A 23327-nucleotide genomic window follows, 5' to 3' on the forward strand; every position below is an offset into this window, starting at 1 on the left:
TTTTGTTGTCTGCGCAAATCGATTCAGGAAGCTTTTGCCGGAATGGCCGGCGTCTCCACGGACACATCGCCACATTGCGCACGATGACGCAGCGCGTGGTCGATCAGCACCAGCGCCAGCAGCGCCTCGGCGATCGGCGTGGCACGAATGCCCACGCATGGATCATGGCGGCCGAACGTTTCCACCACCGCCGGGTCACCCGCCTTGTCGATCGAACGGCGCGGCGTGCGGATGCTCGACGTCGGCTTGATCGCCAGCGACACAGAGATATCCTGCCCCGTCGAAATCCCACCCAGGATACCGCCGGCGTTGTTGCCGACGAAGCCCTCCGGCGTCAGCTCATCACCATGCTCGGAACCGCGCTGGCTGACCGCGTGGAAGCCTGCACCGATCTCAACGCCCTTGACTGCGTTCAGACCCATCATGGCGTGGGCAATGTCTGCATCCAGGCGATCGAACAGCGGCTCGCCCCAACCGACGGGCACGCCCGTGGCCACCACTTCAATGCGCGCGCCGACGGAATCGCCATCTTTGCGCAGTGCATCCATGTAGGTTTCCAGCTCGGGAACGATCTCGGCATTGGGCGCGAAGAACGGGTTGTTCGGCACCTCGTTCCAGTCCATGAACGGAATGTGGATATCGCCCAGTTGCGACATGAAGCCGTGGATTTCGATGCCGAACTTCTCACGCAGCCACTTCTTGGCGACAGCACCTGCGGCCACCGTCGGCGCCGTCAATCGTGCGGAAGAACGGCCACCACCACGCGGGTCACGGATGCCGTATTTGTGCCAGTACGTGTAATCGGCATGGCCGGGACGGAATGTCTCGGCGATGTTGCTGTAGTCCTTGCTGCGCTGATCTGTGTTGCGGATCAGCAGACAAATCGGGGTGCCCGTGGTCTTGCCTTCGTACACGCCGGAGAGGATCTCAACAAGGTCTTCCTCCTTGCGCTGCGTCACGTGCCGCGAGGTGCCGGGCTTGCGGCGATCCAGATCGGGCTGGATGTCTTCTGCCGATAGCGTCATGCCGGGTGGGCAGCCGTCGATGACAGCGCCGATGGCCGGGCCATGCGACTCGCCGAAAGTGGTGACGGAAAACAGCAGGCCCAAGGTATTGCCAGACATGATCGTGCTCAGGAAGGCGCCGCGACGGCCGCGGCGCGAAACATCAGGAAAACGCTATTGTAAGGCCGATCCACCGGCCTCCAGATCAGCCACCGATACCCAGCAGCTCGACGTCAAAGTTCAGCGTGGAGTTGGGCGGAATCGTGCCCGGCACGCCGCGCTCGCCGTAAGCAGTGGCTGCCGGGCACGTCAGCTTGGCTTTGCCGCCCACCTGGATCTTCTGCACGCCTTCGGTCCAGCACGGAATCACGCGATTCAGCGGGAAGGAGATCGGCTGGCCGCGCTTGTAGGAGCTGTCGAACTCGGTACCGTTGGTGAGCGTGCCGCGGTAGTGCACCTTGACCGTGTCGCTGGCCTTGGGCGACGGGCCGGTGCCTTTGGTCAGCGTCTGGACGATCACACCGGAAGGCAGCGTCTCGGATGCGGGCGATGCGGCTTGCGCGCTAACGGCAGCCAGGGCAAGCAACGAAGCACACAGCAGCGGGGAAACGTGTTTCATGGCAGGTAACGGGAAAGTTGGAGGTCAGAAAAAACGCATGAAGGCCGATTGCAGGCCGACCGGCAGTGTATCGAAGTCCGCAGGCGCGCCAGGCGCTAGAGCCGCTCGCCGCGCAACGCCAGCACGGCGGCCTGCATCGTTTCCGGCGACACGGCCTGCGCCGGCACCGGCGTGCCGATGCACAGTTCCAGCTTGTTGAGGAAGCCGCGACGGAACGGGCGCGACATCGCCGCCCCGCCCTTGCGCGAGAAAAAGCTGCCCCAGAGGCCGCGCAGCGCCATCGGTACCACCGGCACGGGTGTGCGTTCGATGATGCGGCGCATGCCTTCCTTGAACGGGTTCATCTCGCCCGTGCCGGTGATCTTGCCTTCGGGGAAGATGCAGACGACCTCGCCCTCCGCCAGCGCGGCGGCAATGGTGTCGTAGGCGCGGCTGAGCATCTCCGGGTCTTCGTGCATCGGCGCAATCGGAATCGCCTTGACCGTGCGGAAGAACCACGACAGCACCGGCACCTTGAAGATGCGGTGATCCATCACGAAACGCACGGGGCGGCGCACGAACGCGCCCACCACCACGGCATCGACGAAGCTCACGTGGTTGCAGACCAGCAGGCAGGGGCCTTCATCGGGAATCTGCTCCGAGCCCTCCACCTTCACGCGGTAGACGGTATGGATCAGCAGCCACATCACGAACCGGATCAGGAATTCCGGCACCAGCGTGTAAATGTAGATCGCCACCACGGCGTTGAGGATGCCTGTGACCAGAAACAACTGCGGGATCGTGAACCCGGCACGCGTGAGCACCATCGCCAGCACGGCAGAAGCGATCATGAACAGCGCGTTGAGGATGTTGTTGGCGGCAATGATGCGCGCACGATGCGTCGGTTCGCAGCGGCTCTGGATCAGCGCGTACAAGGGCACGCTGTAGAAGCCGCCGAACATCGCCAGCAGGAACAGATCGGCCAGCACGCGCCAATGGCGATGGTTCTGCAGGAACCCGGAAATGCCCGTCAGCACGTCGTGCGCGACCAATGCCTCGGCATGCGAAGCAAAGTACAGGTCCACCGCGAAGACCGTCATGCCGATCGAGCCAAACGGCACCAGGCCGATCTCCACCGTGCGGCCCGAGAGCTTTTCGCACAGCACCGAGCCCAAGCCGATGCCCACCGAAAACACGGCCAGCAGTAGCGTCACGACATTCTGGTCGCCGCCGAGCACATTGCGCGCGTAGGCAAAGAACGACGTCAGGAACGTCGCGCCCACGAACCAGAGCCACGAGATGCCCAGCAGGCTGAGAAACACCGCGCGCTGGTTGCTCGCCAGCTTCAGGTTGCGCCAGGTCTCGGAGATCGGGTTCCAATTGATGCGCAGGTCCGGCTGCGACGCCGGCGACACCGGCACACCGCGCGCCGTCAGCCAGCCGGCCACGGCAATGACAATGCACGCAATACCGGTAAACAGCGGGCCGACCAGCTCGCCGTTGCGCGTGTAATTGGCCAGCTCGCCGCCGCCAATGGTGCCGATCAGGATGGCGACGAAGGTGCCCATTTCCACCAGCCCGTTACCGCCGACGAGTTCCGCCGATTGCAGGTGCTGAGGCAGATAGGCGTACTTCACGGGCCCAAACAGCGTCGAGTGCACGCCCATCAAGAACGTGCAGAGGTACAGCAGTTCAACGTGGCGCAGCGCGAAACCCGTACAGCCGATCGCCATGATGGCGATTTCCAATGTCTTCACCAGACGGATCAGGCGCGCCTTGTCCATGCGGTCGGCAATCTGCCCGCTGGTGGCAGACAGCAGCACAAACGGCGCGATGAAGATCGCTGAAATCAGGAACGCTGCGGACGCCGGGTCCGCATTGCCGAACAGCGCAGCGTGGTACGTGACCAACGAGGAAAACGCCACCTTGAAAACGTTATCGTTCATCGCGCCCAGGAACTGGGTCCAGAAGAACGGTGCAAAGCGAAGCTGCTTCAGCAGGGAAAACTGGCTCGATTGGCTCATCGGCAGGCGGTTCTGGGTTCAACAAAAAACCCGCTCGCAACGGCGGGCGGGTTTCAGGGATGCGGTGAGGAGATCGCGCAGGTCAGTCTTCGTTGGCCTTTTCTTCGGGCCAGTCGCGAATGTACGCCTTGAGCATCTTGTTCTCAAAACTTTGGTCTTCGAGCACGGCTTTGGCGACGTCGTAGAACGAAATCACGCCCATCAACGTGCGGCTGTCGAGCACCGGCAGGTAGCGCACATGGTGCTCCAGCATGATACGGCGTACTTCGTTGACCTCGGTTTCGGGGGTGCAGGTGACGGGATGATCGTCCATCACCTTGCGGATGGTCGTGCCCTCGCCCACGGAACCGTGATTCTTGGCAACAACCTTGATGATTTCTCGAAAGGTCAGCATGCCGACCAGTTCGCCGTACTCCATGACCACGAGCGAGCCGATGTCTTTCTCCGCCATCGTCTGCACGGCCACCTGGAGCTTGGTTTCAGGTGCCACGGTGTAGAGCGTGTTGCCCTTCACGTGGAGGATATCGCTGACTTTCATATTGCGTCTCCCAGAGTTCGGGGTGCCGGTCTGCCGGGGAGCGACCGCGCGCGGGTTGTGGTTATGGTTATGTTTCGATCCTAGCCCAAACCGGATCGCTTCGACAAGCATGCAGCGCAGAAAAAACCTGTCAAAAACGGCGCCCGCTCGGCGTTTGCCCGGAATGCGCTGCAACAGGGAGCAGTGCTAGCATGCCCCGTCCAAACCTGTTCCCGCGCCCTCTCCGGGTGCTTGAATCCATGTCCAAAGCCCGCTTCGACACGCTGGCCCTGCATGCCGGCGCCGCGCCCGACCCGGCTACCGGCGCGCGCGCCACGCCGATCCACCTGAGCACGTCCTTCGTGTTCCGCGACAGCGAACATGCGGCGTCATTGTTCAATATGGAACGCGCGGGCCACGTGTATTCGCGCATCTCCAACCCGACCGTCGCCGTATTCGAGGAGCGCATGGCCGCGCTGGAAAACGGCGTAGGCGCCATCGCCACAGCTTCGGGCCAGGCGGCGCTGCATCTGGCCATCGTCACGCTGATGGGCGCCGGCTCGCATATCGTCGCGTCTTCGGCGCTGTATGGCGGCTCGCACAACTTGCTGCACTACACGCTGCGCCGCTTCGGTATCGAGACAACCTTCGTCAAACCCGGCGACATCGATGGTTGGCGCGCTGCTATCCGCCCGAACACGCGGCTGCTGTTTGGCGAGACGCTCGGCAACCCGGGGCTGGATGTGCTGGACATCCCGACCATCGCGTCGATTGCGCACGATGCGGGCGTGCCGCTCTTGGTCGATTCGACCTTCACTACGCCTTGGCTGCTGCAGCCGTTCCCACATGGTGCAGATCTGGTCTACCACTCGGCTACCAAGTTCCTGGGCGGGCACGGCACGACCATCGGCGGCGTGCTGGTGGACGGCGGCACATTCGACTACGTGGCCGCGGGCAAGCACCCCGAGCTGACCGAGCCGTACGCGGGTTTCCACGACATGGTGTTTGCCGAGGAGAGCACCGTCGCGCCCTTCCTGCTGCGAGCGCGCCGCGAAGGCCTGCGCGACTTCGGCGCCTGCATGAACCCGATGGCCGCATGGCAACTGCTGCAAGGCATCGAGACACTGCCGCTGCGCATGGCCCGACATGTGGACAACGCCCGCCGCATCGTCGCCTTCCTGGCAAGTCACCCGATGGTGGCGTCGGTCGCCTACCCGGAGCTGGAATCGCACCCCGATCACGCACTGGCCAAGCGCCTGCTGCCGCGGGGCTGCGGGGCGGTGTTCAGCTTCGATCTGCGCGGCGACCGGCGTGCAGGCCAGCAGTTCATCGAATCGCTCGGACTGTTCTCGCACCTTGCCAACGTGGGCGATGCGCGCTCGCTGGTCATCCACCCCGCGTCGACAACGCACTTCCGCATGGACGCCGACGCGCTGGCCGCAGCCGGCATCAGCGAAGGCACGATCCGCCTCTCCATCGGCCTGGAAGACGCCGACGACCTGATCGACGATCTCAAGCGCGGCCTGAAAGCTGCCGAGCGCGCGATGTCCGCCGCGCCCGGCAAAGCCGACGCCAACGCAACGGGAGCCCGCTGATGGAATGGACCGTACAGGGCGAGCGCGCCTACGCCTACACCGGCGGCAAGCCGTTCAACGCCGAATTGCCGTGCGTCGTATTTGTGCATGGCGCGCAGAACGATCATTCCGTCTGGGGCCTGCAGACGCGATGGTTCGCGCACCACGGCTTCAGCGTGCTGGCGGTCGATCTGCCGGGCCACGGTCGCAGCGCCGGCGCCCCTCTGCAGACCGTGGAAGCCATGGCCGACTGGGTGATGGCGCTCGTGCACGCAGCCGGCGTCACCCAGCCAGTGGTTGTGGTCGGCCACAGCATGGGCTCGCTGATTGCGCTGGAGTGCGCGTCACGGTACGCCAGTCGCGTGCGCCGCATCGCGCTGGTAGCGACGGCCTGGCCGATGAAGGTGTCGGATGCGCTGCTTGACGCCGCGCTCAACAACACGCCGGCCGCCATCGATATGGTGAATACCTGGTCGCATTTCAGCCTGGCGAACAAGCCGTCAGCGCCGGGGCCGGGCTTCTGGATGCATGGCGGCAGCCAGCGGCTGATGGAACGGATAGCGCGCGGCACGGACGCGCCCGTCTTCCACACAGATTTTGCTGCCTGCAATGCCTATGCGCGCGGCGCCGAAGCCATGGCCGCCGCGAAGTGCCCGTCACTCGTGATTGTGGGAGAAAAAGATCAGATGACGCCAGCAAAAGCCGGCCGTCAGGTTGCGGCAGGACTGGCCGGCAGCCGCGTTGTGGGGCTGCCTGGCGGGCACGCGATCATGGGAGAATGCCCCGACGGCACACTCGACGCGCTGATCGCCTTTGCACGCGAACGAGACACGGTCGCCGCATAAGTCGCCTCCTGGAGACGCATCATGGGCACCACCGACACCCACAGCTTCGGCAGCTTCGCCGAGTTCTATCCGTACTACCTGAGTGAGCACCGGGATCGCACCTGCCGGCGCCTGCACTTTGTCGGCTCGACGGTGGCGCTGGTGTGTTTGATCCTCCTGGTGTTCACGGGCAACCTGTGGTGGTTGCTGGGGGCGGCCGTGAGCGGTTACGCGTTCGCGTGGGTCGGACATTTCGGGTTCGAGAAGAACCGGCCCGCCACCTTCCGCCACCCCTTCTACAGCTTGCTGGGTGACTGGGTGATGTATCGCGACATCTGGACGGGCAAGATCCCGTTCTGAAACGTCAGGCGCTCGCGTTGGCAGCGGCGGGCACTGCTGAAGCCGGCGCCGGTGCCATAGCAGCCTGCGCAGCCGCCGCCACCCCGCGTTCGCCAGTCGTGAAAATGCTCTCGAGCGTGGCGTCGAGCGCGGGATTCTGCAGTTGGCTGACCAGCGCGCGCGTGTCACCCAGATGGCGCGCCAAGGCAGTGCGCGGCAAGCGCGGCAGATTCAACACCAGCCTTTCATAGAGCGGCCGCAGCGTGGTCGTGTGCACATCGCACAGCAGCGCCCAGTGGGTCTCACCGCGATCCTGCTGCAGCTTGCCGATCAGGTGCAGTGCCTTCAGCTTGGTCAGCAGGTCAACCAGGTAATCGGCTTCCAACTGCAGGCGCCGGCCAATATCGCGCTCGGCGACCGTACGCGGCGCCTGTTCTCGCGCGCGATACAGCAGCAACAGAACACCCAGCGCATCAAAGAACTCGCTGCCCGGAAATGTGCGCCGCTGCCAGTAGCCCTGCCGGATGATCGGCAGCGTCGAGGCGATGGTCGCACCGAGCAGCGTCACCAGCCAGCTCACATAGATCCACGTCAGGAAGATCGGCAGCGTGGCAAACGCGCCGTAGACGGCCGTGTAGGTGGGGATATGCGCGACGTAAGCGCCAAAGACGCGCTTGGCGATTTCAAATGCCCCGGCGGCAATCAGGCCGGCAATGAACGCATCGCGCCGTTCCACGTTGGTATTCGGCACGAATACGTAGAGCATCGCAAATGCAATCGCCGACAGCAGGATCGGGACTAGGCTGACGATCACGCCCAGACCAAACGGCAGCTTGTGCACATAGCCCGCCGAGATCGACACGAGATACGAACTGACCGACAGGCTCGCGCCAATCAGCACCGGCGCAAATGTCATCAGCGCCCAGAACACCAGGACGCGCTGCGCCAGCGGCCGACGATGACGCACGCGCCAGATGGCGTTCAATGCGTTCTCGACGGTGAGCAATGTCATTACCGACGTCACGACCAGGCCGATCAGGCCCGCTGCCGTCAGCCCCTTGGCGTTGGTGGAAAACTGATTCAGATACGTCAGGATCGGCCGACTGATGCTGCCCGGCACGAGGTTGCTGAACATGTAGCCTTCGATGTCCGCCCGGAAGCTCTTGAACATCGGGAATGCCGTGAACAGCGCAAACGCCACCGTCAAAATCGGAACCAACGACAGCACCGTCGTGAATGTCAGGCTACCAGCCACTTGCGGCAGGTGGTCTTCACCGGCGCGGCGCAAGGCGTAACGCGCCAGCGCACGCAGCTTGGCGGCATTCCATTTGCGAAGCGCACGGGTGTCAAAAAGCATGAAAAATGAGGCGGGAGGCGGGGTTGGGGGGCGCAACTATAATACCGCGACGCTCTCCACGCTTTGTTATGAAAGATATCCTGGTCCTGTACTACAGCCGTCACGGCAGCACGCGCGCATTGGCCGAAGCCATTGCGCAAGGCATTGAAAGCGTCGACGGCGCCCAGGCGCGGGTGCGCACGGTGCCGGCCGTCTCCACTGTCTGCGAAGCCACGCAGTCCGACGTGCCCGACGGCGGCCCGCCCTACGTGGAAGTACGCGATCTTGAAGAATGCGTGGGCCTGGCGCTGGGCTCGCCCACACGCTTTGGCAACATGGCTGCGCCGCTCAAGTACTTCCTGGATGGCACCACGCCGCAATGGCTAGCGGGCGCACTGGCCGGCAAGCCGGCATGTGTGTTCACCTCCACGGGGAGCATGCACGGCGGGCAGGAAACCACCCTGCTCTCGATGATGCTGCCGCTGCTGCACCACGGTATGGTCGTCCTTGGCCTGCCGTATCAGCACAGCGAACTGCTTTCGACTGAAGCCGGCGGCACGCCATACGGGCCGTCTCACGTTGCACATCGCGGCGATACTGCACCGCTGACCGCCCACGAACGCACGCTCGCCACAGCCATGGGCCGGCGGCTGGCGCAGACCGCTCTCAAGCTCGCCGCATGACCTCCCCCAACAACGTCGTCACCGAATCCCGGGCACTGGCTCTGCTCAGTGCAGCCAGCCTCATCGCGTTGATCCTCCTGTGTGCGGCGTGGGAGTTGTGGCTCGCCCCCGTGCGCCCGGGCGGCTCCTGGCTGGCGCTCAAGGCGCTGCTGCTGGCATGGCCGCTGCCCGGCGTGCTGCGCAAGAACCGCTACACGATGCAATGGGCGTCCATGTTCATCCTGCTGTTCTTTACCGAAGGCATCGTGCGGGCGACATCGGACGTCGGGCTTTCGCGCTCGCTCGCATGGGGCGAGGTGGTGCTCAGCGTGGTGTTCTTCACCGCAACCATCCTCTACCTGCGACCATTCAAGCGCGCGGCCAAAGCACGCGCCGGCCACAGATCCTGATCCGCCATGATTCACAATGCCTTTCTTCAAGCCTGCGTTGAAGCTATCGGTGCAACGCACGTCCTGACCGCGCCGGAAGACCAGGCGCCCTACCTCACCGATTGGCGCAAGCGTTTCTCGGGCCGCGCACGCGCAGTATTGCGCCCCGCCAGCGCTGAAGAGGTGGCTACGCTCGTGCGTCTGTGCGGCGAACATGGCGTGCCGGTCGTCCCACAAGGCGGCAACACCGGCCTGTGCGGCGGCGCCACGCCCGACATGAAAGGCGACGCGGTGGTGATCTCGTTGCAGCGCATGCAGCGCGTGCGCGCCGTCGACCCGATCAACAACACCATCACCGTGGATGCCGGCTGCATCCTGGCCAACGTGCAGCAGGCCGCCGCCGATGCGGACCGCCTCTTCCCGCTGAGCCTTGCTGCAGAAGGCAGTTGCACGATCGGCGGCAACCTTGCAACCAACGCCGGCGGCACCGCCGTCCTGCGCTACGGCAATGCGCGCGAGCTGTGTCTAGGCATCGAAGCAGTCTTGCCTAACGGCGCACTGTGGAATGGCCTGCGCGGGCTGCGCAAGGACAACACGGGCTACGACCTGCGCGACCTGCTGATCGGCGCGGAAGGCACGCTCGGCATCATCACTGGGGCGATGCTGAAGCTGTTTCCGCAACCGCGCGCCAAGGTGACTGCGCTGGCGGCCCTGCAATCGCCGCGTCAGGCGCTGGCGTTTCTATCGCTGGCGCAAGGCCATGCAGGAACGCTGCTGACGGGCTTCGAGCTGATGTCGGCGTTTTGCCTGGACCTCGTGCGCAAGCATTACCCGCAGTTGCGCGTGCCGTTCACGCAGGCGTATCCGCAATACGTGCTGCTGGAATTGTCCGATCTGGAAAGCGAAGACCACGCGCGCGCGCTGTTCGAATCGCTCATGGAAGACGCGCTCGCTCGCGGCGTGATCGACAATGCGGCGGTGGCGGAATCAGTGGCCCAGTCGCGCGACTTCTGGAACCTGCGCGAGCACATTCCGCTGGCGCAGGCCGATGAAGGCAAGAACATCAAGCACGATATTGGCGTGCCCATTTCGCGCATTGCCGACTTCATTGACGTGACCGACCGCGCGCTGGCCGCGGCCTACCCCAACATCCGCATGGTGACGTTCGGCCATCTCGGCGATGGCAATCTGCACTACAACGTGTCGCCGCCGGAAGGCCATGCGCACGATGCTTTCCTGGCCAACCAGGACGGCATCAACCGCATCGTGCACGACAGCGTGCATGCGCACGGCGGCTCCATCTCAGCCGAGCACGGCATCGGCCAGCTCAAGCGCGAAGACAACGCGCGCTACAAGAGCCCCGTTGAACTGGCCGCCATGCGCGCGATCAAGCAGGCGCTGGACCCGCGCGGCCTGATGAATCCAGGGAAGGTGTTGTAAGGCGATCCGGCCTTGCTTCAGCCGAACAGCTTCAGCGTGTAGTTCGCCACCGCGAAGAGGACTGTCGCGGCCAGCAGCCACAACAGCATGCGCGGTACGCCGCTGGGCGGCAGACGATGATCGCTCGGGCTGGAACGATCGCCGATGCGCCCACTCTGGGCGCTACGGATGTAAGTGGTGCGTGACGACCCTGCCGGGCGTCGTGCATGACGCGTGCTCATTGTTTCCTCCCTGCCCCATGGCTAGCGCCTCGCCCGGCCCCCTGCAGCCATGGCGAAACACAGCAGCCTCATGGATCGCTCCATGGCTGCCCAAACAAGACTCCCTGATTTCCCGTCTGGTCGGAACCGAAAAGGCTTCGTCACGCCCGTTTGGCGTGCGTAGGCACGATGATCCGCGTCATTGCGCGGAATTTCGAATGGGACGTTATTGTTGTGTGGCACTACCCGACGCCACGAAATGTATCAAAAATCCCCCCAATTGGGGGGTACGCATTTTGGGTATGTGTCCTTTCGGATGATGCGCAGGAACGACGCTTGCGGGACAGGTCAGGGCAAACCCGGAATTCGACTCACATACGGAGGCAGCCCATGCCAGCTTCGCCCGATCTGACCAAGCGCGCCCACATCACGCCGCCGCAACCGCCCGAACAGCCCCCGCACCCGCCACCGGAAATGCCGCCCCCCGACGAACCGGCGCATGACCCAGTGCATGACCCCGAACCCCAAACGCCCCCAATCGAACTGCCACCCGGCGAGCTACCGCCGGAAATCCCGCCCCAGCATTAGCGCGGCGCAACATCCCATCTGTTAGAATCGCGGCCTCCCAGGCAACCGGAGGCCGCGCGTTTTTGGTATGCCTGGGCAGCCTGCACCTCTGCATTTCTGCCCATAGCTCAGTTGGATAGAGCATCGGCCTTCTAAGCCGACGGTCGGGGGTTCGAATCCCTCTGGGCAGGCCAAAGATCCTTATAGATCAAGCACTTACGTTAAGCGCCACTGCGACGGTTGAACGAGTGAGCACGGGAAAGTGTGCTCAGATCTTATCCTTGGCACGTATCCCACAATCTCGACTGACCCTCAACGCCACTTTTTCCCCATCACTCGCCACACAGATTAGCCTCGTGCCCCCCCTATTGCTGAGGGCTTGTTGGCTGCGAAGTTGGCACGCTTTCAAGAATGATCTCCACGCGTCGGTTCAACGCCCTGCCCGCGGCGGTACGGTTGTCTCCAACGGGATCTTTCACGCCACGACCAATGATGGACAAGCGATCCGAAGCGATCCCGCGCTCTTGAAGATGTCGCGCGACCGCCGTGGCGCGTGCGGTTGACAGCGCGAGGTTCGACTCCATGCGATCGCGCGGGCCGGGGGCATCGTCGGTGTGCCCGAGGACGGTCACCTTGCCACGCGTGTCGGCAAGCACGGGGGCGAGCCGGTCGAGTTGGCGCGCGAGCATCAGCATAAGGTCTGCTCGGCCGGAGGCGAAATCTTGGTCGCTATTGAAGGAGATATAGATTCGATCGTCTTTTGTGCTGATGCCGACCGGGGCCGCCCCGGCTTCGGGAGCCAGCACGCGCGCAATGCGTTCCGACAACGACTCACGCTGCTTGGCTAATTGCGCGGACAGTGCCTCCACCTTCGCAACCAGCGCTTGATTGCCTTGGTGCTGGCGGCGGAGCATGAAAGTCAGGCCCAGTACGACCCCAGTCAAGATGAGCCCAGTAACGACAACGATGGGCAGCCAAGACCGTTCCGGAGGCGCTTCTCGCAGGAGTAGCACTTCGGGTGGAGGTTTGTTGACGGGCCCCGGCCACTCCGGTATCCAACGTTCATCGGAGATGTAGGGAATGTCCGCCGTCTTGGATGCGGGCTGCTGGCGCGCTGGCAGTGCGATGTTCGGCAATGGCAAACCACGCTCATCACGAAGGCCGCGCTCGCTCAGTTCGGCGATAACCTCCAGCGCGTTTGCGCTGGCGTTCGGTGTTTGCTGGAGTTTTTCGATCCATCCACGGCAGCGTTGACCGCAGGCGTTTTCGTTGTAGAACTCTGCTAGCAATCCATGTTGGAGCCAGACGCCACGCAGGCTGTTCGCGCGGCCGCGCACCTGGCTCCCCGCCTGGTCGATGGCGGCGCAGAAGCAGTAATGCACGGCTTCGATGCTGCCGGCATTGAGTACCGCTGCCAGGCTGGCCTTCTTGAAGGTTGTCAGCCGTGTGCGGGCCTCGGATCGCAGGGCATCCAGCCGGGCCGCCGACTCCAGCTCAGGCGACAACTCATCCAGCAACCAGAACAGCGGTTGCCCCGGCACAACCGCAGGACCTGTATTCCCATGACGACTGATACCTCGCTCTTGCAGCCTGCCTCTACATCTGGTCTGGCCGCAGCTTTACGGCACAGCGGTTCGGTTGCCCAGGCGCTGCAGAATGCTGAGGTGCGCGTGCGCCAGCAGCCTGGCACGTTTGCGGAGCGTTGGCAGCTATTTCAATGGCTGTGCGTGATGGAAGATTGGCCGCGTGCGCTCAAGCAATTGCAGTTGGCGACACAGTTGACGCCCGATTTTGCGCAGACGGCACACGTTTACCGGGACTTGATCCGGGCCGAGGTGTTTCGAGCCGATGTCATCAAGGGTGCGCGTGAGCCTGGGGCGCTGTTGTCATCGCCAAACTGGATGACGCCGCTGCGCAATGCGCTGGCGCTCGCGGAGGCGGGTGATACGGACGGCGCAGATCACTACCGGCAGCAGGCGCTGTCCGAGGTACCGGACAGCAGTGGCGCGGTCGATGAATCGCGGTTTGACTGGATCGCGGACAGTGACACGCGCTTCGGCCCAACCTGCGAGATCATCTCCGGCGGCCGGTATGCCTGGCTACCGTTTGCTCAACTACGCAAGCTGGAGATGCGGCCGGTGGCTGGCTTGCTGGATCTGATTTGGCGCTCTGTCACGGTGACGCTGGTGGACGGCACAGTGTCCCATGGCTTTACACCGGTGCGCTATCCGGGTTCCGAGCGGGAGAGCGATGCGCTTCAACTAGCCCGTGAGACGCATTGGTCAGAGGTCGGCGAGACCGGCATCGTAGCGCTTGGTCAGAAGACGTGGATGACCAGCGCGGGTGCTGCAGCGCACTCGGGATATTCGTATCCTAGTGTCGCTGGTGCGCTGCCGGGTCCGGTTGGACGAGGCGTTCGGGTTGCGGGACGGGCTGTGCATTCTGTCTCGATTGCTAGAGACATGGCCGGAGACCATCTACCCGCAAGTGGTGGTGGACGGTGAGCCGGACCCGGCCGTGCGTGCTAACGCGCTGGCCGCCTTGGCCGACCCGCAAGGGCTGATGCAGGACGTGCGGGATCTAGTGATCTCAACCAACGGCGCACTGCGCCTGCGAGTGCGCGACGTCGAGCGATCATTGAGCATTCCACGCGCGGCAGATGCGTTGGCGCCGGAGGCAGTGCAGCGCCAGATCCGCGAACTGCGCAACCAAACCGACGCGGTACTGTCCGCGCTGGACGAGGCCCAAGCCTTTGCGTCATCGGTCGACTCCTGGGCTCGACATCACCTTCCAGACGACCACCCTGACCTGGGAACCTTGCTGCGCCTGCTGGATACGGTGACTGGCGCGTCACCACCGGCAGCACCTGCTGTGATTGCACTTCCGGTCTCGGAACACTCGCCGGCCGCCCCACAAGGCTTGATGGGCACCACCATCGAGGGCCCGGTAGTGACGCCGCTTGATAGCACCTCAACTGAGCCCGCCATGGACCGTAATACCGCCCTTGCCTACATTCGAACCGCCCGGATTTGGTTTGAGGCGCACGAGCCGAGCAGCCCTGTGGCGCTTCTGCTCAAGCAAGCCGAACGACTGACCGGCAAGCGCTTTGATGAGGTGTTTCAGGCGATTCCGGCGGAGCTTGTTGAACGCTGGGCGGGGGAGCTCTGAAGAGCCCCACGTTCAGCCGCGATACATCCACCTGTTTGGCGCGCCACCCAAGCCCTCAATCCCCCTGCCCCCCATCCCGCACCGGCAGCGCGGTCGAATACTTGATCTGCTCCATCGAAAACGATGAGCTCACATCCGACAGCGGAACGGACTTGATGAGGTGCTTGTACACGCGGTCGTAATCTTCAATGCCCGCCACCGCCACACGCAGCAGATAGTCCATCTCGCCGCTCATCCGGTAGACCTCCACCACCTCGGGCATATCGCGCACCACCTGCGTGAAACGCTGCGCCCATTTCTCGGTGTGTTGATCGGTGCGCACTGCCACGAATACCGTGGTGCCGACGCCCAGCTTGCGTGCGTCGCACAGCGCCACCTGGGCGCGGATGACGCCCGTGTCCTTGAGCCGCTGCACCCGCTTCCAGCACGGCGTTTGCGAGAGGTTCACACGCTGCGCAAGCTCTGCGATGGGCAGCGTCGCATCGGCCTGCAACAGCCTCAGTAGTTCGCGGTCAATGGCGTCCATTTCGGTGTAAAAATTATCTTCTATAGATTCTTAATTTTAGGAAATATTTTTTGCCACATCGAGCAACTAACAGGAAACTTTGAATTATTTTTCTGGGCTGTCCGCCGTATCATTTTCCCTGCCTCCGCCGCAGCACAGAAACGAAATGAGCGACAGCAACACCCTCCACTACCTCGACTACGCAGCCACCACGCCGGCCGACCCACGCGTGATTGCGGCCATGACCGCCTGCCTTGGCATGGAAGGCGCCTTCGGCAACCCTGCGTCGAGTTCACATGCGACCGGCCGCGTCGCGCGGAACAAGGTCGAGCAAGCGCGCGAGCAAGTCGCCGCGCTCATTGGCGCTGATGCCGACGAGATCATCTGGACGTCGGGCGCCACCGAATCCAACAACCTCGCGCTGAAGGGCTATGCAGACGCCGCCACAGGCAAGCGCCACCTCATCACCAGCCGCATCGAACACAAGGCCATTCTCGACACGATGGCGAACCTGTCGGCGCGCGGCCGTTCGGTGACGTATCTCACACCAACACGCGACGGCGAAATTACGCCTGAAGCCGTGGCCGTTGCGATGACGCCCGACACCGGTCTCGTATCGCTGATGCTGGTGAACAACGAGCTGGGCACGCTGACCGACGTTGGCGCGATCGCGCAGATCGTGCATGCCGCCGGCGCGCTGTTCCACGTCGACGCCGCACAGGCACTCGGCAAGACGCCGATCGATGTGCGAGCGCTCGGCATCGATATGCTGTCGATGTCCGCCCACAAGGTGTATGGCCCCAAGGGGATCGGGGCACTGTATGTCCGCCGCGACATTGCTTCGCAAATTGCGCCGCAAATCCACGGTGGCGGACACGAGCGCGGTCTGCGCTCGGGCACGCTGGCGACGCATCAGATTGTCGGCATGGGCGTGGCGTGCGCATTGGCTGCGGAAGAACTGGAACACGAAACCGCCCGCATTGCTGCGCTGAGCCAGCGGCTGAAGACAGCGGTGCTGGCCCTCGGTGACGTGGTGCACAACGCCGATGTGGCCCGACGCATTCCCCACACCCTGAGCCTGACGGTCAACGCGCCCGGCTTCATGCCGATGATGCTGGGCGACGATCTTGCCGTGTCGTCAACGTCCGCTTGCAACTCCGCCGCAGGCACGCCGTCGCACGTGCTGACTGCCATCGGCCTGGATGCCGATGCCGCAGGCCGCACCGTGCGGATCAGCCTGGGCCGCTTTGCGACCGAGCACGACGTCGATTTTGCCGCTGTCTGTTTCCAGCGCGCGATCGAGCAATGCCGCGCCACGGCATCGAGCGGGTTGACCGCTTCGCGACAGATCATGCCGGCGGATCTCAAGGCCATCCGCAATGCAGGTTTCCGCTCGGTGATCTGCAACCGCCCAGATGGCGAGAGCAGCGACCAGCCCTCCTTTGAGGTCATTGCCGCTGCCGCCCGCGAACTCGGCCTGGAAGCGCGCTACCTGCCTGTCGAGCCAAACGGCATTGGCGATGCAGACGTCGCGGCATTCGGCGTATTGGTCGATACGCTGCCCAAGCCCATCCTCGCGTATTGCAGGAGCGGCAACCGGGCCGGCATGCTCTGGAACCGCCTGATGGACCAGCGCAAGGGCTGAACCTCCGCCCCGCCCGGCCAAGCGACGCTACGCCACTGGCAGCTCCGTCGTCGACAGCACCTGCTTGAGCACCATGAACGTCCGGATCTGCCGCACGCCCGGCAGATACAGCAGCTGTTCGGCGTGGAGCCGGTTGTAGCCTTCGTTGTCTTTCGTGCGCACGAGCATGAAGTAATCGAATTCGCCCGTCACGACGTGGCATTCCAGGCAACCGGGCACCTTCTGCACCGCTTTCTCAAATGCCGTGAACGATTCCGGCGTCGAGCGATCCAGCACGACGCCAATCATCACCAGCGACCCCAGATCCAGCGCACGCGGATCGAGCAGCGCAACAATCCCCTTGATCAGCCCCAGCTCCTTGAGCCGTTCCACGCGGCGCAGGCAGGCCGGCGGGCTGAGGTTTACCTTGGCCGCGAGGGCCACGTTCGAGATAGACGCATCGCGCTGGAGCGCCCTGAGAATCGCGCGATCAGTGCGATCCAAGGCGTGGCGCGCAGAAGCCGCCGACGCGTCAGGGCGATCCTGCAATTTTGTTTCGCTCTTTTTCATTTTTAAGAAATAAAGAGATTATTAATCCGATCTACGATCAGCTAAGTTCTGGATAGTAGACGATCTTTGCAACCTCATTTCGTAGCACTCTGCGTACCATTGGTTTCCGACATCCCGCCATTCGCGGCACTGAAGGAGCCCCCCCCTCATGAACCTGCAGCGATTTCCCCGTTATCCCCTGACGTTCGGCCCGACGCCCATCCAGCCGCTGAAACGATTGAGCGCGCACCTGGGCGGCAAGGTGGAGTTGTTTGCCAAGCGCGAAGACTGCAACAGCGGCCTGGCCTTCGGCGGCAATAAAACGCGCAAGCTGGAATACCTGATCCCGGAAGCGCTGGAAGGCGGGTACGACACGCTGGTGTCCATTGGCGGCATTCAGTCGAACCAGACGCGCCAGGTGGCCGCCGTGGCGGCGCACCTCGGTCTGAAGTGCGTGCTGGTGCAGGAAAACTGGGTGAACTACTCCGACGCCGTGTACGACCGCGTCGGCAATATCGAGATGTCGCGGATCATGGGCGCCGATGTGCGCCTCGATTCTGCGGGCTTCGACATCGGCATCCGGCCCAGTTGGGAACAGGCCATGGAAGACGTGCGCAAGCGCGGTGGCAAGCCCTTCCCGATTCCGGCCGGCTGCTCCGAACACCCGCTTGGCGGACTGGGCTTTGTGGGCTTTGCTGAGGAAGTGCGCCAGCAGGAAGCGGAGCTGGGCTTCAAGTTCGACTACATCGTGGTGTGCTCGGTCACGGGCAGCACGCAGGCCGGCATGGTCGTCGGCTTTGCGGCGGATGGCCGGGCCGATAAGGTGATCGGCATCGATGCCTCGGCCAAGCCGGAACAGACGCGCGCGCAGATTCTCCGCATTGCGCAGCACACCGCCGAGCTGGTCGACCTCGGCCGCAACATCACCGAAAGGGACGTGGTGCTCGACACGCGCTACGGCGGCCCGGAATACGGCCTGCCCAACGAAGGCACGCTTGAAGCGATTCGCCTGTGCGCGCGCCAGGAAGCCATGCTGACCGACCCGGTGTACGAGGGGAAATCCATGCACGGCATGATCGACATGGTGCGCAACGGTGAATTTCCTGCGGGCTCGCGCGTGCTCTACGCACATTTAGGCGGTGTGCCGGCACTCAACGCGTACAGCTTCATCTTCCGCAACGGTTGATGCGGCGCATCCAGGCGTTGCGCGAGTTCTTCGAGGTGGAGCGCGCCTCCATCGTCATCGCCGCACTGAAGACGCTGGCCGACGGCGGTGAACTGGAGTGCCCCAGATGCGCTGAGAAACCCTCAGTCACGAGGCATTTAGCTCGACGCGCGGAGATCGGAACTCGAGGTTTGAGGCTTTTTGCTCCGCGCCTCGAGCTTTTTACTCGGCGAGTCGAGCTTTTTACTCGGCGTGCCGAGCTTTTTGCTCCGCGTGTCGAGCTTTTTGCTCGGCGCTTGAGGAGCAGAGCTCGGCCCACGGGGCTTTTTGCTCGACTGTCCGACCTTTTTGCCTCGCACGTCGCGGTTTGCCGTTGGCGCGTGGCGCACTGAACCTCGGCCGGGCGCGCGGTCGATGCATCGGCGCAGCGAAATGTGAAATCGGTCGTGCGGCGGATTCAGCCCAGAGCGTTTCGTCAGCCCGCTTTTTCGTTTCCAAATGTTACGGCGTGCATCGAGGTCGACTTGGCCTAGCGCAAGCAGCGAGGCCGTGCAGTACAGTCCATGCCATGAAAAACGCCCTCACCTGTACGTCTCTCGTCCTGCTGGTCTTGCTCGGTGCTTGCGCTTCGCACCCGCAACAGCAGCCCGTCGACTCGACCAGCGCCGCCGCCGCGGCCACTGCTGCCAGCGCAGACAACGGCTGGCAGACGCTGCGTGCCAACTACATGGCGTGCGTCCAGCGCCAGGCCGATAGCGGCGTGCCGGGCACCACGCAGACGAAGGCCGTGGTCGCCTCCGCGCTCGACGCCTGCGAAGGCGACCTGCGCACCATGCACGACGGTTTCCGCGATCACCTCAGCGCGTCGATGTCGTCGTCCGGCGCGCGCAAGGCAGCCGACCGCGTCACCAAAGACACACGCGACAAAGCCCGCGTCTACCTGATGGGCTACGTCGATCACGCGCGCTACCTGGCGAAGTCGCGCTGAGCGGTTACAGCATCTCCAGCGCGCGCGGCCCCTTGGGCGGCGGGAAGATGCTGTCCAGCATCGCAAGCTGCTCAGCCGTGAGCGTGTGCGATAACGCGCCGATGTTTTCGCGCAGCCGGTCACGATGGCCGGTCTTGGGAATCGCGATGATGTCGTCGCGCGCCAGCAGCCACGCCAGCGCCACCTGTGCCGGCGTCATGCCGCACGCCTGCGCGAAGCGCACCAGCTTCGGATGCCGAACGAGCCGCGCCTGCTCGATGGGCGAATAGGCCATCACCGGCACACGGCGCTCGCGCAGCCAGGGCAACACATCCCATTCGATGCCGCGCCGGCTGAGGTTGTAGAGCAGTTGGTTGACGGCAACCTGATCGCCGCCGGGCACGTCCCACCATTCCTGCATGTCGGAGAGGTCGAGATTGCTCACGCCGTACTGGCGGATCTTGCCCTCGCGCTGCAGGGCCTGCAGGCCTTCCAGCGTGTCGTCGAACGGCACATCGCCGCGCCAGTGCAGCAGGTACAGATCGAGGCGGTCGGTGCCGAGACGGCGCAGGCTGCGCTCGCACGCCGCAGCAATGCCGCGCCGACTGGCGTTGTGCGGATAGACCTTGCTCACCAGAAAGACTTCATCGCGCCGCCCGGCAATGGCCTCGCCAATCAGCGATTCAGAGAGGCCTTCGCCGTACATCTCGGCGGTGTCGATCAGGCGCAAACCCAGGTCGAGGCCCAGGCGCAGCGTGGCGATTTCTTCGGCGCGCGTGGCGCGGTCGTCGCCCATGTTCCAGGTGCCCATGCCGAGTGCAGGGACGCGTTCGCCGTTGGGCAGAGTGACGTGTTTCATGTCGTGCTTTCCGATCGGGGAGGCAAAACATGAATCTACAAGAGACGCAGCGCATCGGTAAGGCTGCGCCGGTCCGGTCAGAAAATACGCGCTAGCGCGCCTGGCGTTGCGCCGTCCATCGACGATAGCGCCGCGACTGGCACGCTGCGGCCAGTTGCTGCTGAATCAGCGCGCGCAGCGGCGACACGCGCGGGGCCGTCGTGCGCCCCTCGCTCAGCCGGTTGAGCTGAAACTTGACGACCGCCATGTTGGCCAGTGCGCCCAGCGCCTTGTTCTTCCACGTGATGGGCTGCAGCGCGGGCGCGTTGTTCTTGCCGCCAGCCCAGTCGCGCGGCAGGTTTGGATCGATGGACAGCGCAGTCGCAATGCCCACCATATCGACACCGCTGTCGACCACCTGCTCCGCCACCGCCCGACGCCGGATGCCGCCCGTGACCATCAGCGGCATGCGTGCGATGGCGGCAATGTCGCGCGCAAATTCCAGGAAATACGCTTCGCGGGCAAGCGTGCGGCCGTCGCGCGCGTGCCCTTGCATGGCAGGCACTTCATAGCTGCCGCCGGACAGTTCGACCAGATCGACGCCCAGCGGGTTGAGCAGCTCGACCACCTGCTTCGCATCGTCAGGGCTGAAGCCGCCGCGCTGGAAATCGGCCGAGTTCAGCTTGACCGCCACCACGAACTGCGGCGACACGGCGGCACGCACGCTGCGCACGATATCGAGCAGCAGGCGCGCACGGTTTTCGATCGGGCCGCCCCACTGATCCTGCCGCCGGTTGGAAATGGGCGACAGAAACTGGCTCAGCAGATAGCCATGGGCGGCGTGGATCTGCACGCCGGTAAAGCCGCTCTGCTCGGCCAGTTGCGCGCTGCGCTCGAAGCGCTGCTGGACTTCGCCGATATCCGCCTCGGTCATCTCGCGCGGCACCGGAAACTGCTTGGACAGCGCGCCCAACGCCAGCGGAACTGCCGACGGCGCCAGCGTCGGCTGCCCGAGCGATGCCGGCATCTGGCGCCCCGGATGGTTGATCTGCACCCACGCATGCGCGCCGTGCGCACGCGCCACCTGGGCCCAGCGGCGGAAGCGCTCGAGATGCGCGCCGTCTTCGAGGACGACGCCGTTCGGGCCGGTCATGGCGCGGTGGTCGATCATCACGTTGCCGGTCAGGATCAAGCCCGCGCCACCTGCCGCCCACGCCTCATACAGGCGCAGCAACGCGTCGGAAGGCGCGTGATCGGCATCGGCCATGTTTTCTTCCATGGCGGCTTTGGCAAGGCGATTTGGGATCACCGCGCCGTTGGGCAGAACGAGGGGCGTGAAGAGCTTCATGGTGGCATCCGCGTGGGATTTGACATTTGACGAGACCTCAACCCTAAGCTTAAAGTCAACTTGAATGTCAAGTCTGCGGAGCACGCACATGAAGATTGGTGAACTGGCGCGCCTGAGCGGCGTGGCCGCCTCGCGCATCCGGTTCTATGAAGCCAGCGGCCTGTTGCAGCCGGCTGAGCGGCAGTCCAATGGCTATCGGGAGTACGCGCCGGAATCCGTCACGCGGCTGCAGATCATCCTGCGCGCGCAAAGCGCGGGGTTCTCGCTGGAAGAGATTCGCGCCCTCTTGCCCGGACACCAGGGCGCGTGGCCACGCGAAGAACTTCTGCAGGCGCTGCACAGCAAGGTCGCGGAAATCGGCGTGCTTGAGCAGCGCCTGGCGCAAAACAAGCGCGACTTGCTTGCACTCATCCGCGAAGTCGACCACGAGCCCGACGGCGAAGACTGCACCGACCGCGCCCGCCGCATGTTCGACAAGATGAACCTCCGGCCGCTCGCGCAACCTGCCGCCGAACCGCAGATGCGCCATGCACGAAAGCGCGGCTGAGGCGCCAGCCTGGTCCGAGACACTATTCCGAGACACGCTCGAACGTGTCGGCGTTGATCATCACCGCGTGCGGCCACGCCCGCTTGCTCTCGCCATCTGTGGACTGGTCCAACACCACGTGCCAGACCGTCTCCAATCGGCCTTCACGCAACACGCCGGCAACCGCGCACACCATGTCGCCCTTCGGCGTCGCCCCGGCGAACGCGAAGCACTGGTTCTGGTCAGCGGCGCCCCGCAGCCACGCGATCTGGATCCGCTGGATGTTGAAACGCTGCTGGCGCTCCAGCTCATTGCGCTCGAACGCCTAAGCCCCGGCGTGAGCGAGCCGCGCATTACGCTGCAAGGGCATGCGCTGTTGAAGGCGCTGGGTGTGCTCCGCGCGCGCAAGGCGTGCTGGCAGCGCTGGCATAGCGGGCACGGAATCGACTCAAAATCCGCGTAGGGCGTGACGCAGCAGCAAGGCAGACAGCACCAGCATCGTCACGCCAATCAACCCATCCAATACCTGCCACGCCTTGGGCCGGGCAAACCACGGTGCGAGCCAACGCGCGCCAAACCCCAGCGATACAAACCAGAACAGGCTGGCCGACCCTGCCCCCGCTACAAACCAGCCACGCAATGCCGAGGCTTGCTGCGCGCCAATGCTGCCCACGAGCAGCACCGTGTCCAGATACACATGCGGATTGAGCAGCGTAAAAGCTGCCGCCTGCGCCAACGCTGCGCGCCGGCTGAGGCCATCTCCGCCCGCGACGGCCCGTAACTGGTTGGAATGCCGGGCCCGCCGCAGCGCCTGCACGCCATACAGCAACAGGAATGCGGCGCCCGCCAACCCGAGGAATCGCGCGAGACTGGGCCGCTCGCCCAGGGCCTGCGCCATACCAAGCACGCCCGCCAAAATCAGCACCGCATCGGCCATCGCACAGAACAGCACGACGCTGCCCACATGCTCACGGCGCAGGCCCTGACGTAGCACGAACGCGTTCTGCGCGCCGATGGCCACGATCAGGCCCAGGCTCAGGGCCAGGCCCTGCAGGAAGACGGAAGAGGAAGTCGCTATCGAGGTCGTCATGCGCGCAGCTTGCCGGCCCGATTGAATGAAGACAAACTATCTTTTCTTCATTTGATTCAGTTTTCCTAACTCA

Annotated in this window: 26 protein-coding genes and 1 tRNA gene; 15 read left to right on the top strand and 12 right to left on the bottom strand. The window is 63.9% G+C overall.

Annotation, left to right across the window (positions count from 1 at the left end):
* Positions 1 to 23 precede the first annotated feature (23 nt).
* The 4 genes from aroC to ACUXH0_RS09245 all read right to left on the bottom strand — a co-directional run bounded on the left by aroC (position 24) and on the right by ACUXH0_RS09245 (position 4164).
* Entirely contained in the window at positions 24 to 1124 is a 1101-nt protein-coding gene (gene aroC, locus ACUXH0_RS09230) for a chorismate synthase (RefSeq protein ID WP_004634170.1), read from the bottom strand.
* An 85-nt stretch (positions 1125 to 1209) separates the two neighbouring features.
* The gene (locus tag ACUXH0_RS09235) at positions 1210 to 1623 is read right to left on the bottom strand and encodes an FKBP-type peptidyl-prolyl cis-trans isomerase (protein ID WP_004634173.1); all 414 of its coding nucleotides are present in this window, start codon (positions 1621 to 1623) and stop codon (positions 1210 to 1212) included.
* A 95-nt stretch (positions 1624 to 1718) separates the two neighbouring features.
* Positions 1719 to 3626 (bottom strand): MFS transporter, encoded by a 1908-nt coding sequence (locus tag ACUXH0_RS09240; RefSeq protein WP_182593922.1) that lies wholly within the window; start codon positions 3624 to 3626, stop codon positions 1719 to 1721.
* A gap of 82 nt (positions 3627 to 3708) precedes the next feature.
* Positions 3709 to 4164 (bottom strand): CBS domain-containing protein, encoded by a 456-nt coding sequence (locus ACUXH0_RS09245; protein WP_004634176.1) that lies wholly within the window; start codon positions 4162 to 4164, stop codon positions 3709 to 3711.
* Between the two features lie 239 nt (positions 4165 to 4403).
* Between ACUXH0_RS09245 and ACUXH0_RS09250 the strand changes: the two genes are divergently transcribed.
* From ACUXH0_RS09250 to ACUXH0_RS09260, 3 genes are read left to right on the top strand one after another with little or no spacing between them, the layout of a single operon-like run.
* Positions 4404 to 5738, top strand: coding sequence for an O-acetylhomoserine aminocarboxypropyltransferase (locus ACUXH0_RS09250; RefSeq protein ID WP_037044732.1), 1335 nt, complete (start codon positions 4404 to 4406; stop codon positions 5736 to 5738).
* Entirely contained in the window at positions 5738 to 6562 is an 825-nt protein-coding gene (locus ACUXH0_RS09255; protein ID WP_182593923.1) for an alpha/beta fold hydrolase, read from the top strand. Before ACUXH0_RS09250 ends, ACUXH0_RS09255 begins: the two co-directional genes overlap by 1 nt.
* A gap of 21 nt (positions 6563 to 6583) precedes the next feature.
* Complete coding sequence (locus tag ACUXH0_RS09260; protein ID WP_024972582.1) at positions 6584 to 6901, top strand: Mpo1-like protein; 318 nt, start codon at positions 6584 to 6586, stop codon at positions 6899 to 6901.
* 4 nt (positions 6902 to 6905) lie between these two features.
* Here ACUXH0_RS09260 and ACUXH0_RS09265 read toward each other — a convergent pair whose 3' ends face one another.
* Complete coding sequence (locus tag ACUXH0_RS09265) at positions 6906 to 8237, bottom strand: YihY family inner membrane protein (RefSeq protein WP_024972581.1); 1332 nt, start codon at positions 8235 to 8237, stop codon at positions 6906 to 6908.
* 68 nt (positions 8238 to 8305) lie between these two features.
* Here ACUXH0_RS09265 and wrbA point away from each other — a divergent pair, with 68 nt between their 5' ends.
* Genes wrbA through ACUXH0_RS09280 form a run of 3 tightly spaced genes read left to right on the top strand, consistent with a single transcriptional unit; the run spans position 8306 to position 10707 of the window.
* The gene (gene wrbA, locus ACUXH0_RS09270; RefSeq protein ID WP_182593924.1) at positions 8306 to 8899 is read left to right on the top strand and encodes an NAD(P)H:quinone oxidoreductase; all 594 of its coding nucleotides are present in this window, start codon (positions 8306 to 8308) and stop codon (positions 8897 to 8899) included.
* Entirely contained in the window at positions 8896 to 9288 is a 393-nt protein-coding gene (locus ACUXH0_RS09275; protein WP_004634188.1) for a DUF2069 domain-containing protein, read from the top strand. The genes wrbA and ACUXH0_RS09275 overlap by 4 nt, the downstream gene beginning before the upstream one ends.
* 6 nt (positions 9289 to 9294) lie before the next feature.
* Positions 9295 to 10707 (top strand): FAD-binding oxidoreductase, encoded by a 1413-nt coding sequence (locus ACUXH0_RS09280; RefSeq protein ID WP_182593925.1) that lies wholly within the window; start codon positions 9295 to 9297, stop codon positions 10705 to 10707.
* A gap of 17 nt (positions 10708 to 10724) precedes the next feature.
* Here ACUXH0_RS09280 and ACUXH0_RS09285 read toward each other — a convergent pair whose 3' ends face one another.
* The gene (locus ACUXH0_RS09285) at positions 10725 to 10928 is read right to left on the bottom strand and encodes a hypothetical protein (protein ID WP_004634192.1); all 204 of its coding nucleotides are present in this window, start codon (positions 10926 to 10928) and stop codon (positions 10725 to 10727) included.
* A gap of 369 nt (positions 10929 to 11297) precedes the next feature.
* Between ACUXH0_RS09285 and ACUXH0_RS09290 the strand changes: the two genes are divergently transcribed.
* Both ACUXH0_RS09290 and ACUXH0_RS09295 read left to right on the top strand, forming a co-directional pair.
* Positions 11298 to 11495 carry a hypothetical protein gene (locus ACUXH0_RS09290; RefSeq protein WP_081311268.1) on the top strand — a complete coding sequence of 66 codons (198 nt, stop codon included), beginning with the start codon at positions 11298 to 11300 and terminating at the stop codon, positions 11493 to 11495.
* A gap of 96 nt (positions 11496 to 11591) precedes the next feature.
* A tRNA-Arg gene (locus ACUXH0_RS09295) sits at positions 11592 to 11668 on the top strand.
* Between the two features lie 171 nt (positions 11669 to 11839).
* Here the strand turns inward: ACUXH0_RS09295 and ACUXH0_RS09300 are convergent.
* Complete coding sequence (locus ACUXH0_RS09300; RefSeq protein WP_220668944.1) at positions 11840 to 13015, bottom strand: OmpA family protein; 1176 nt, start codon at positions 13013 to 13015, stop codon at positions 11840 to 11842.
* A 21-nt stretch (positions 13016 to 13036) separates the two neighbouring features.
* Between ACUXH0_RS09300 and ACUXH0_RS09305 the strand changes: the two genes are divergently transcribed.
* A complete protein-coding gene (locus tag ACUXH0_RS09305; RefSeq protein ID WP_259393677.1) occupies positions 13037 to 13978 on the top strand; it encodes a type VI secretion system accessory protein TagJ in 942 nt (313 codons plus the stop codon).
* Entirely contained in the window at positions 13860 to 14642 is a 783-nt protein-coding gene (locus tag ACUXH0_RS09310) for a type VI secretion system protein TssA (RefSeq protein WP_310735957.1), read from the top strand. The genes ACUXH0_RS09305 and ACUXH0_RS09310 overlap by 119 nt, the downstream gene beginning before the upstream one ends.
* A gap of 55 nt (positions 14643 to 14697) precedes the next feature.
* Here the strand turns inward: ACUXH0_RS09310 and ACUXH0_RS09315 are convergent, their stop codons facing one another.
* Positions 14698 to 15168, bottom strand: a complete 471-nt coding sequence (locus ACUXH0_RS09315) for an Lrp/AsnC family transcriptional regulator (protein WP_012435937.1) — start codon at positions 15166 to 15168, stop codon at positions 14698 to 14700.
* 145 nt (positions 15169 to 15313) lie between these two features.
* Between ACUXH0_RS09315 and ACUXH0_RS09320 the strand changes: the two genes are divergently transcribed.
* Positions 15314 to 16792, top strand: coding sequence for an aminotransferase class V-fold PLP-dependent enzyme (locus tag ACUXH0_RS09320; protein ID WP_182593927.1), 1479 nt, complete (start codon positions 15314 to 15316; stop codon positions 16790 to 16792).
* A gap of 27 nt (positions 16793 to 16819) precedes the next feature.
* Here ACUXH0_RS09320 and ACUXH0_RS09325 read toward each other — a convergent pair whose 3' ends face one another.
* Positions 16820 to 17341 (bottom strand): Lrp/AsnC family transcriptional regulator, encoded by a 522-nt coding sequence (locus ACUXH0_RS09325; RefSeq protein WP_182593928.1) that lies wholly within the window; start codon positions 17339 to 17341, stop codon positions 16820 to 16822.
* Between the two features lie 148 nt (positions 17342 to 17489).
* On the opposite strand from ACUXH0_RS09325, the gene ACUXH0_RS09330 reads away from it, so the two are divergent.
* Positions 17490 to 18506 carry a 1-aminocyclopropane-1-carboxylate deaminase gene (locus ACUXH0_RS09330; RefSeq protein ID WP_182593929.1) on the top strand — a complete coding sequence of 339 codons (1017 nt, stop codon included), beginning with the start codon at positions 17490 to 17492 and terminating at the stop codon, positions 18504 to 18506.
* 547 nt (positions 18507 to 19053) lie between these two features.
* Complete coding sequence (locus ACUXH0_RS09335) at positions 19054 to 19473, top strand: hypothetical protein (protein ID WP_004634211.1); 420 nt, start codon at positions 19054 to 19056, stop codon at positions 19471 to 19473.
* A gap of 4 nt (positions 19474 to 19477) precedes the next feature.
* On the opposite strand, the gene ACUXH0_RS09340 is transcribed toward ACUXH0_RS09335, so the two are convergent.
* Both ACUXH0_RS09340 and ACUXH0_RS09345 read right to left on the bottom strand, forming a co-directional pair.
* Entirely contained in the window at positions 19478 to 20311 is an 834-nt protein-coding gene (locus tag ACUXH0_RS09340) for an aldo/keto reductase (protein ID WP_024972570.1), read from the bottom strand.
* Positions 20312 to 20402: 91 nt separating this feature from the next.
* Positions 20403 to 21638 carry an NADH:flavin oxidoreductase/NADH oxidase family protein gene (locus tag ACUXH0_RS09345; RefSeq protein WP_182593930.1) on the bottom strand — a complete coding sequence of 412 codons (1236 nt, stop codon included), beginning with the start codon at positions 21636 to 21638 and terminating at the stop codon, positions 20403 to 20405.
* Between the two features lie 88 nt (positions 21639 to 21726).
* Between ACUXH0_RS09345 and ACUXH0_RS09350 the strand changes: the two genes are divergently transcribed.
* Together ACUXH0_RS09350 and ACUXH0_RS09355 are read left to right on the top strand one after the other, a co-directional pair.
* Positions 21727 to 22185 (top strand): MerR family transcriptional regulator, encoded by a 459-nt coding sequence (locus ACUXH0_RS09350; protein ID WP_012435942.1) that lies wholly within the window; start codon positions 21727 to 21729, stop codon positions 22183 to 22185.
* Positions 22186 to 22303: 118 nt separating this feature from the next.
* Complete coding sequence (locus tag ACUXH0_RS09355) at positions 22304 to 22627, top strand: hypothetical protein (RefSeq protein WP_259393678.1); 324 nt, start codon at positions 22304 to 22306, stop codon at positions 22625 to 22627.
* Here ACUXH0_RS09355 and ACUXH0_RS09360 read toward each other — a convergent pair.
* A complete protein-coding gene (locus ACUXH0_RS09360) occupies positions 22613 to 23254 on the bottom strand; it encodes a LysE/ArgO family amino acid transporter (protein WP_182593931.1) in 642 nt (213 codons plus the stop codon). The two genes, ACUXH0_RS09355 and ACUXH0_RS09360, sit on opposite strands and share 15 nt — an antisense overlap.
* Positions 23255 to 23327: the final 73 nt, after the last annotated feature.

The organism is Ralstonia sp. 110700041-2 (assembly GCF_056280165.1).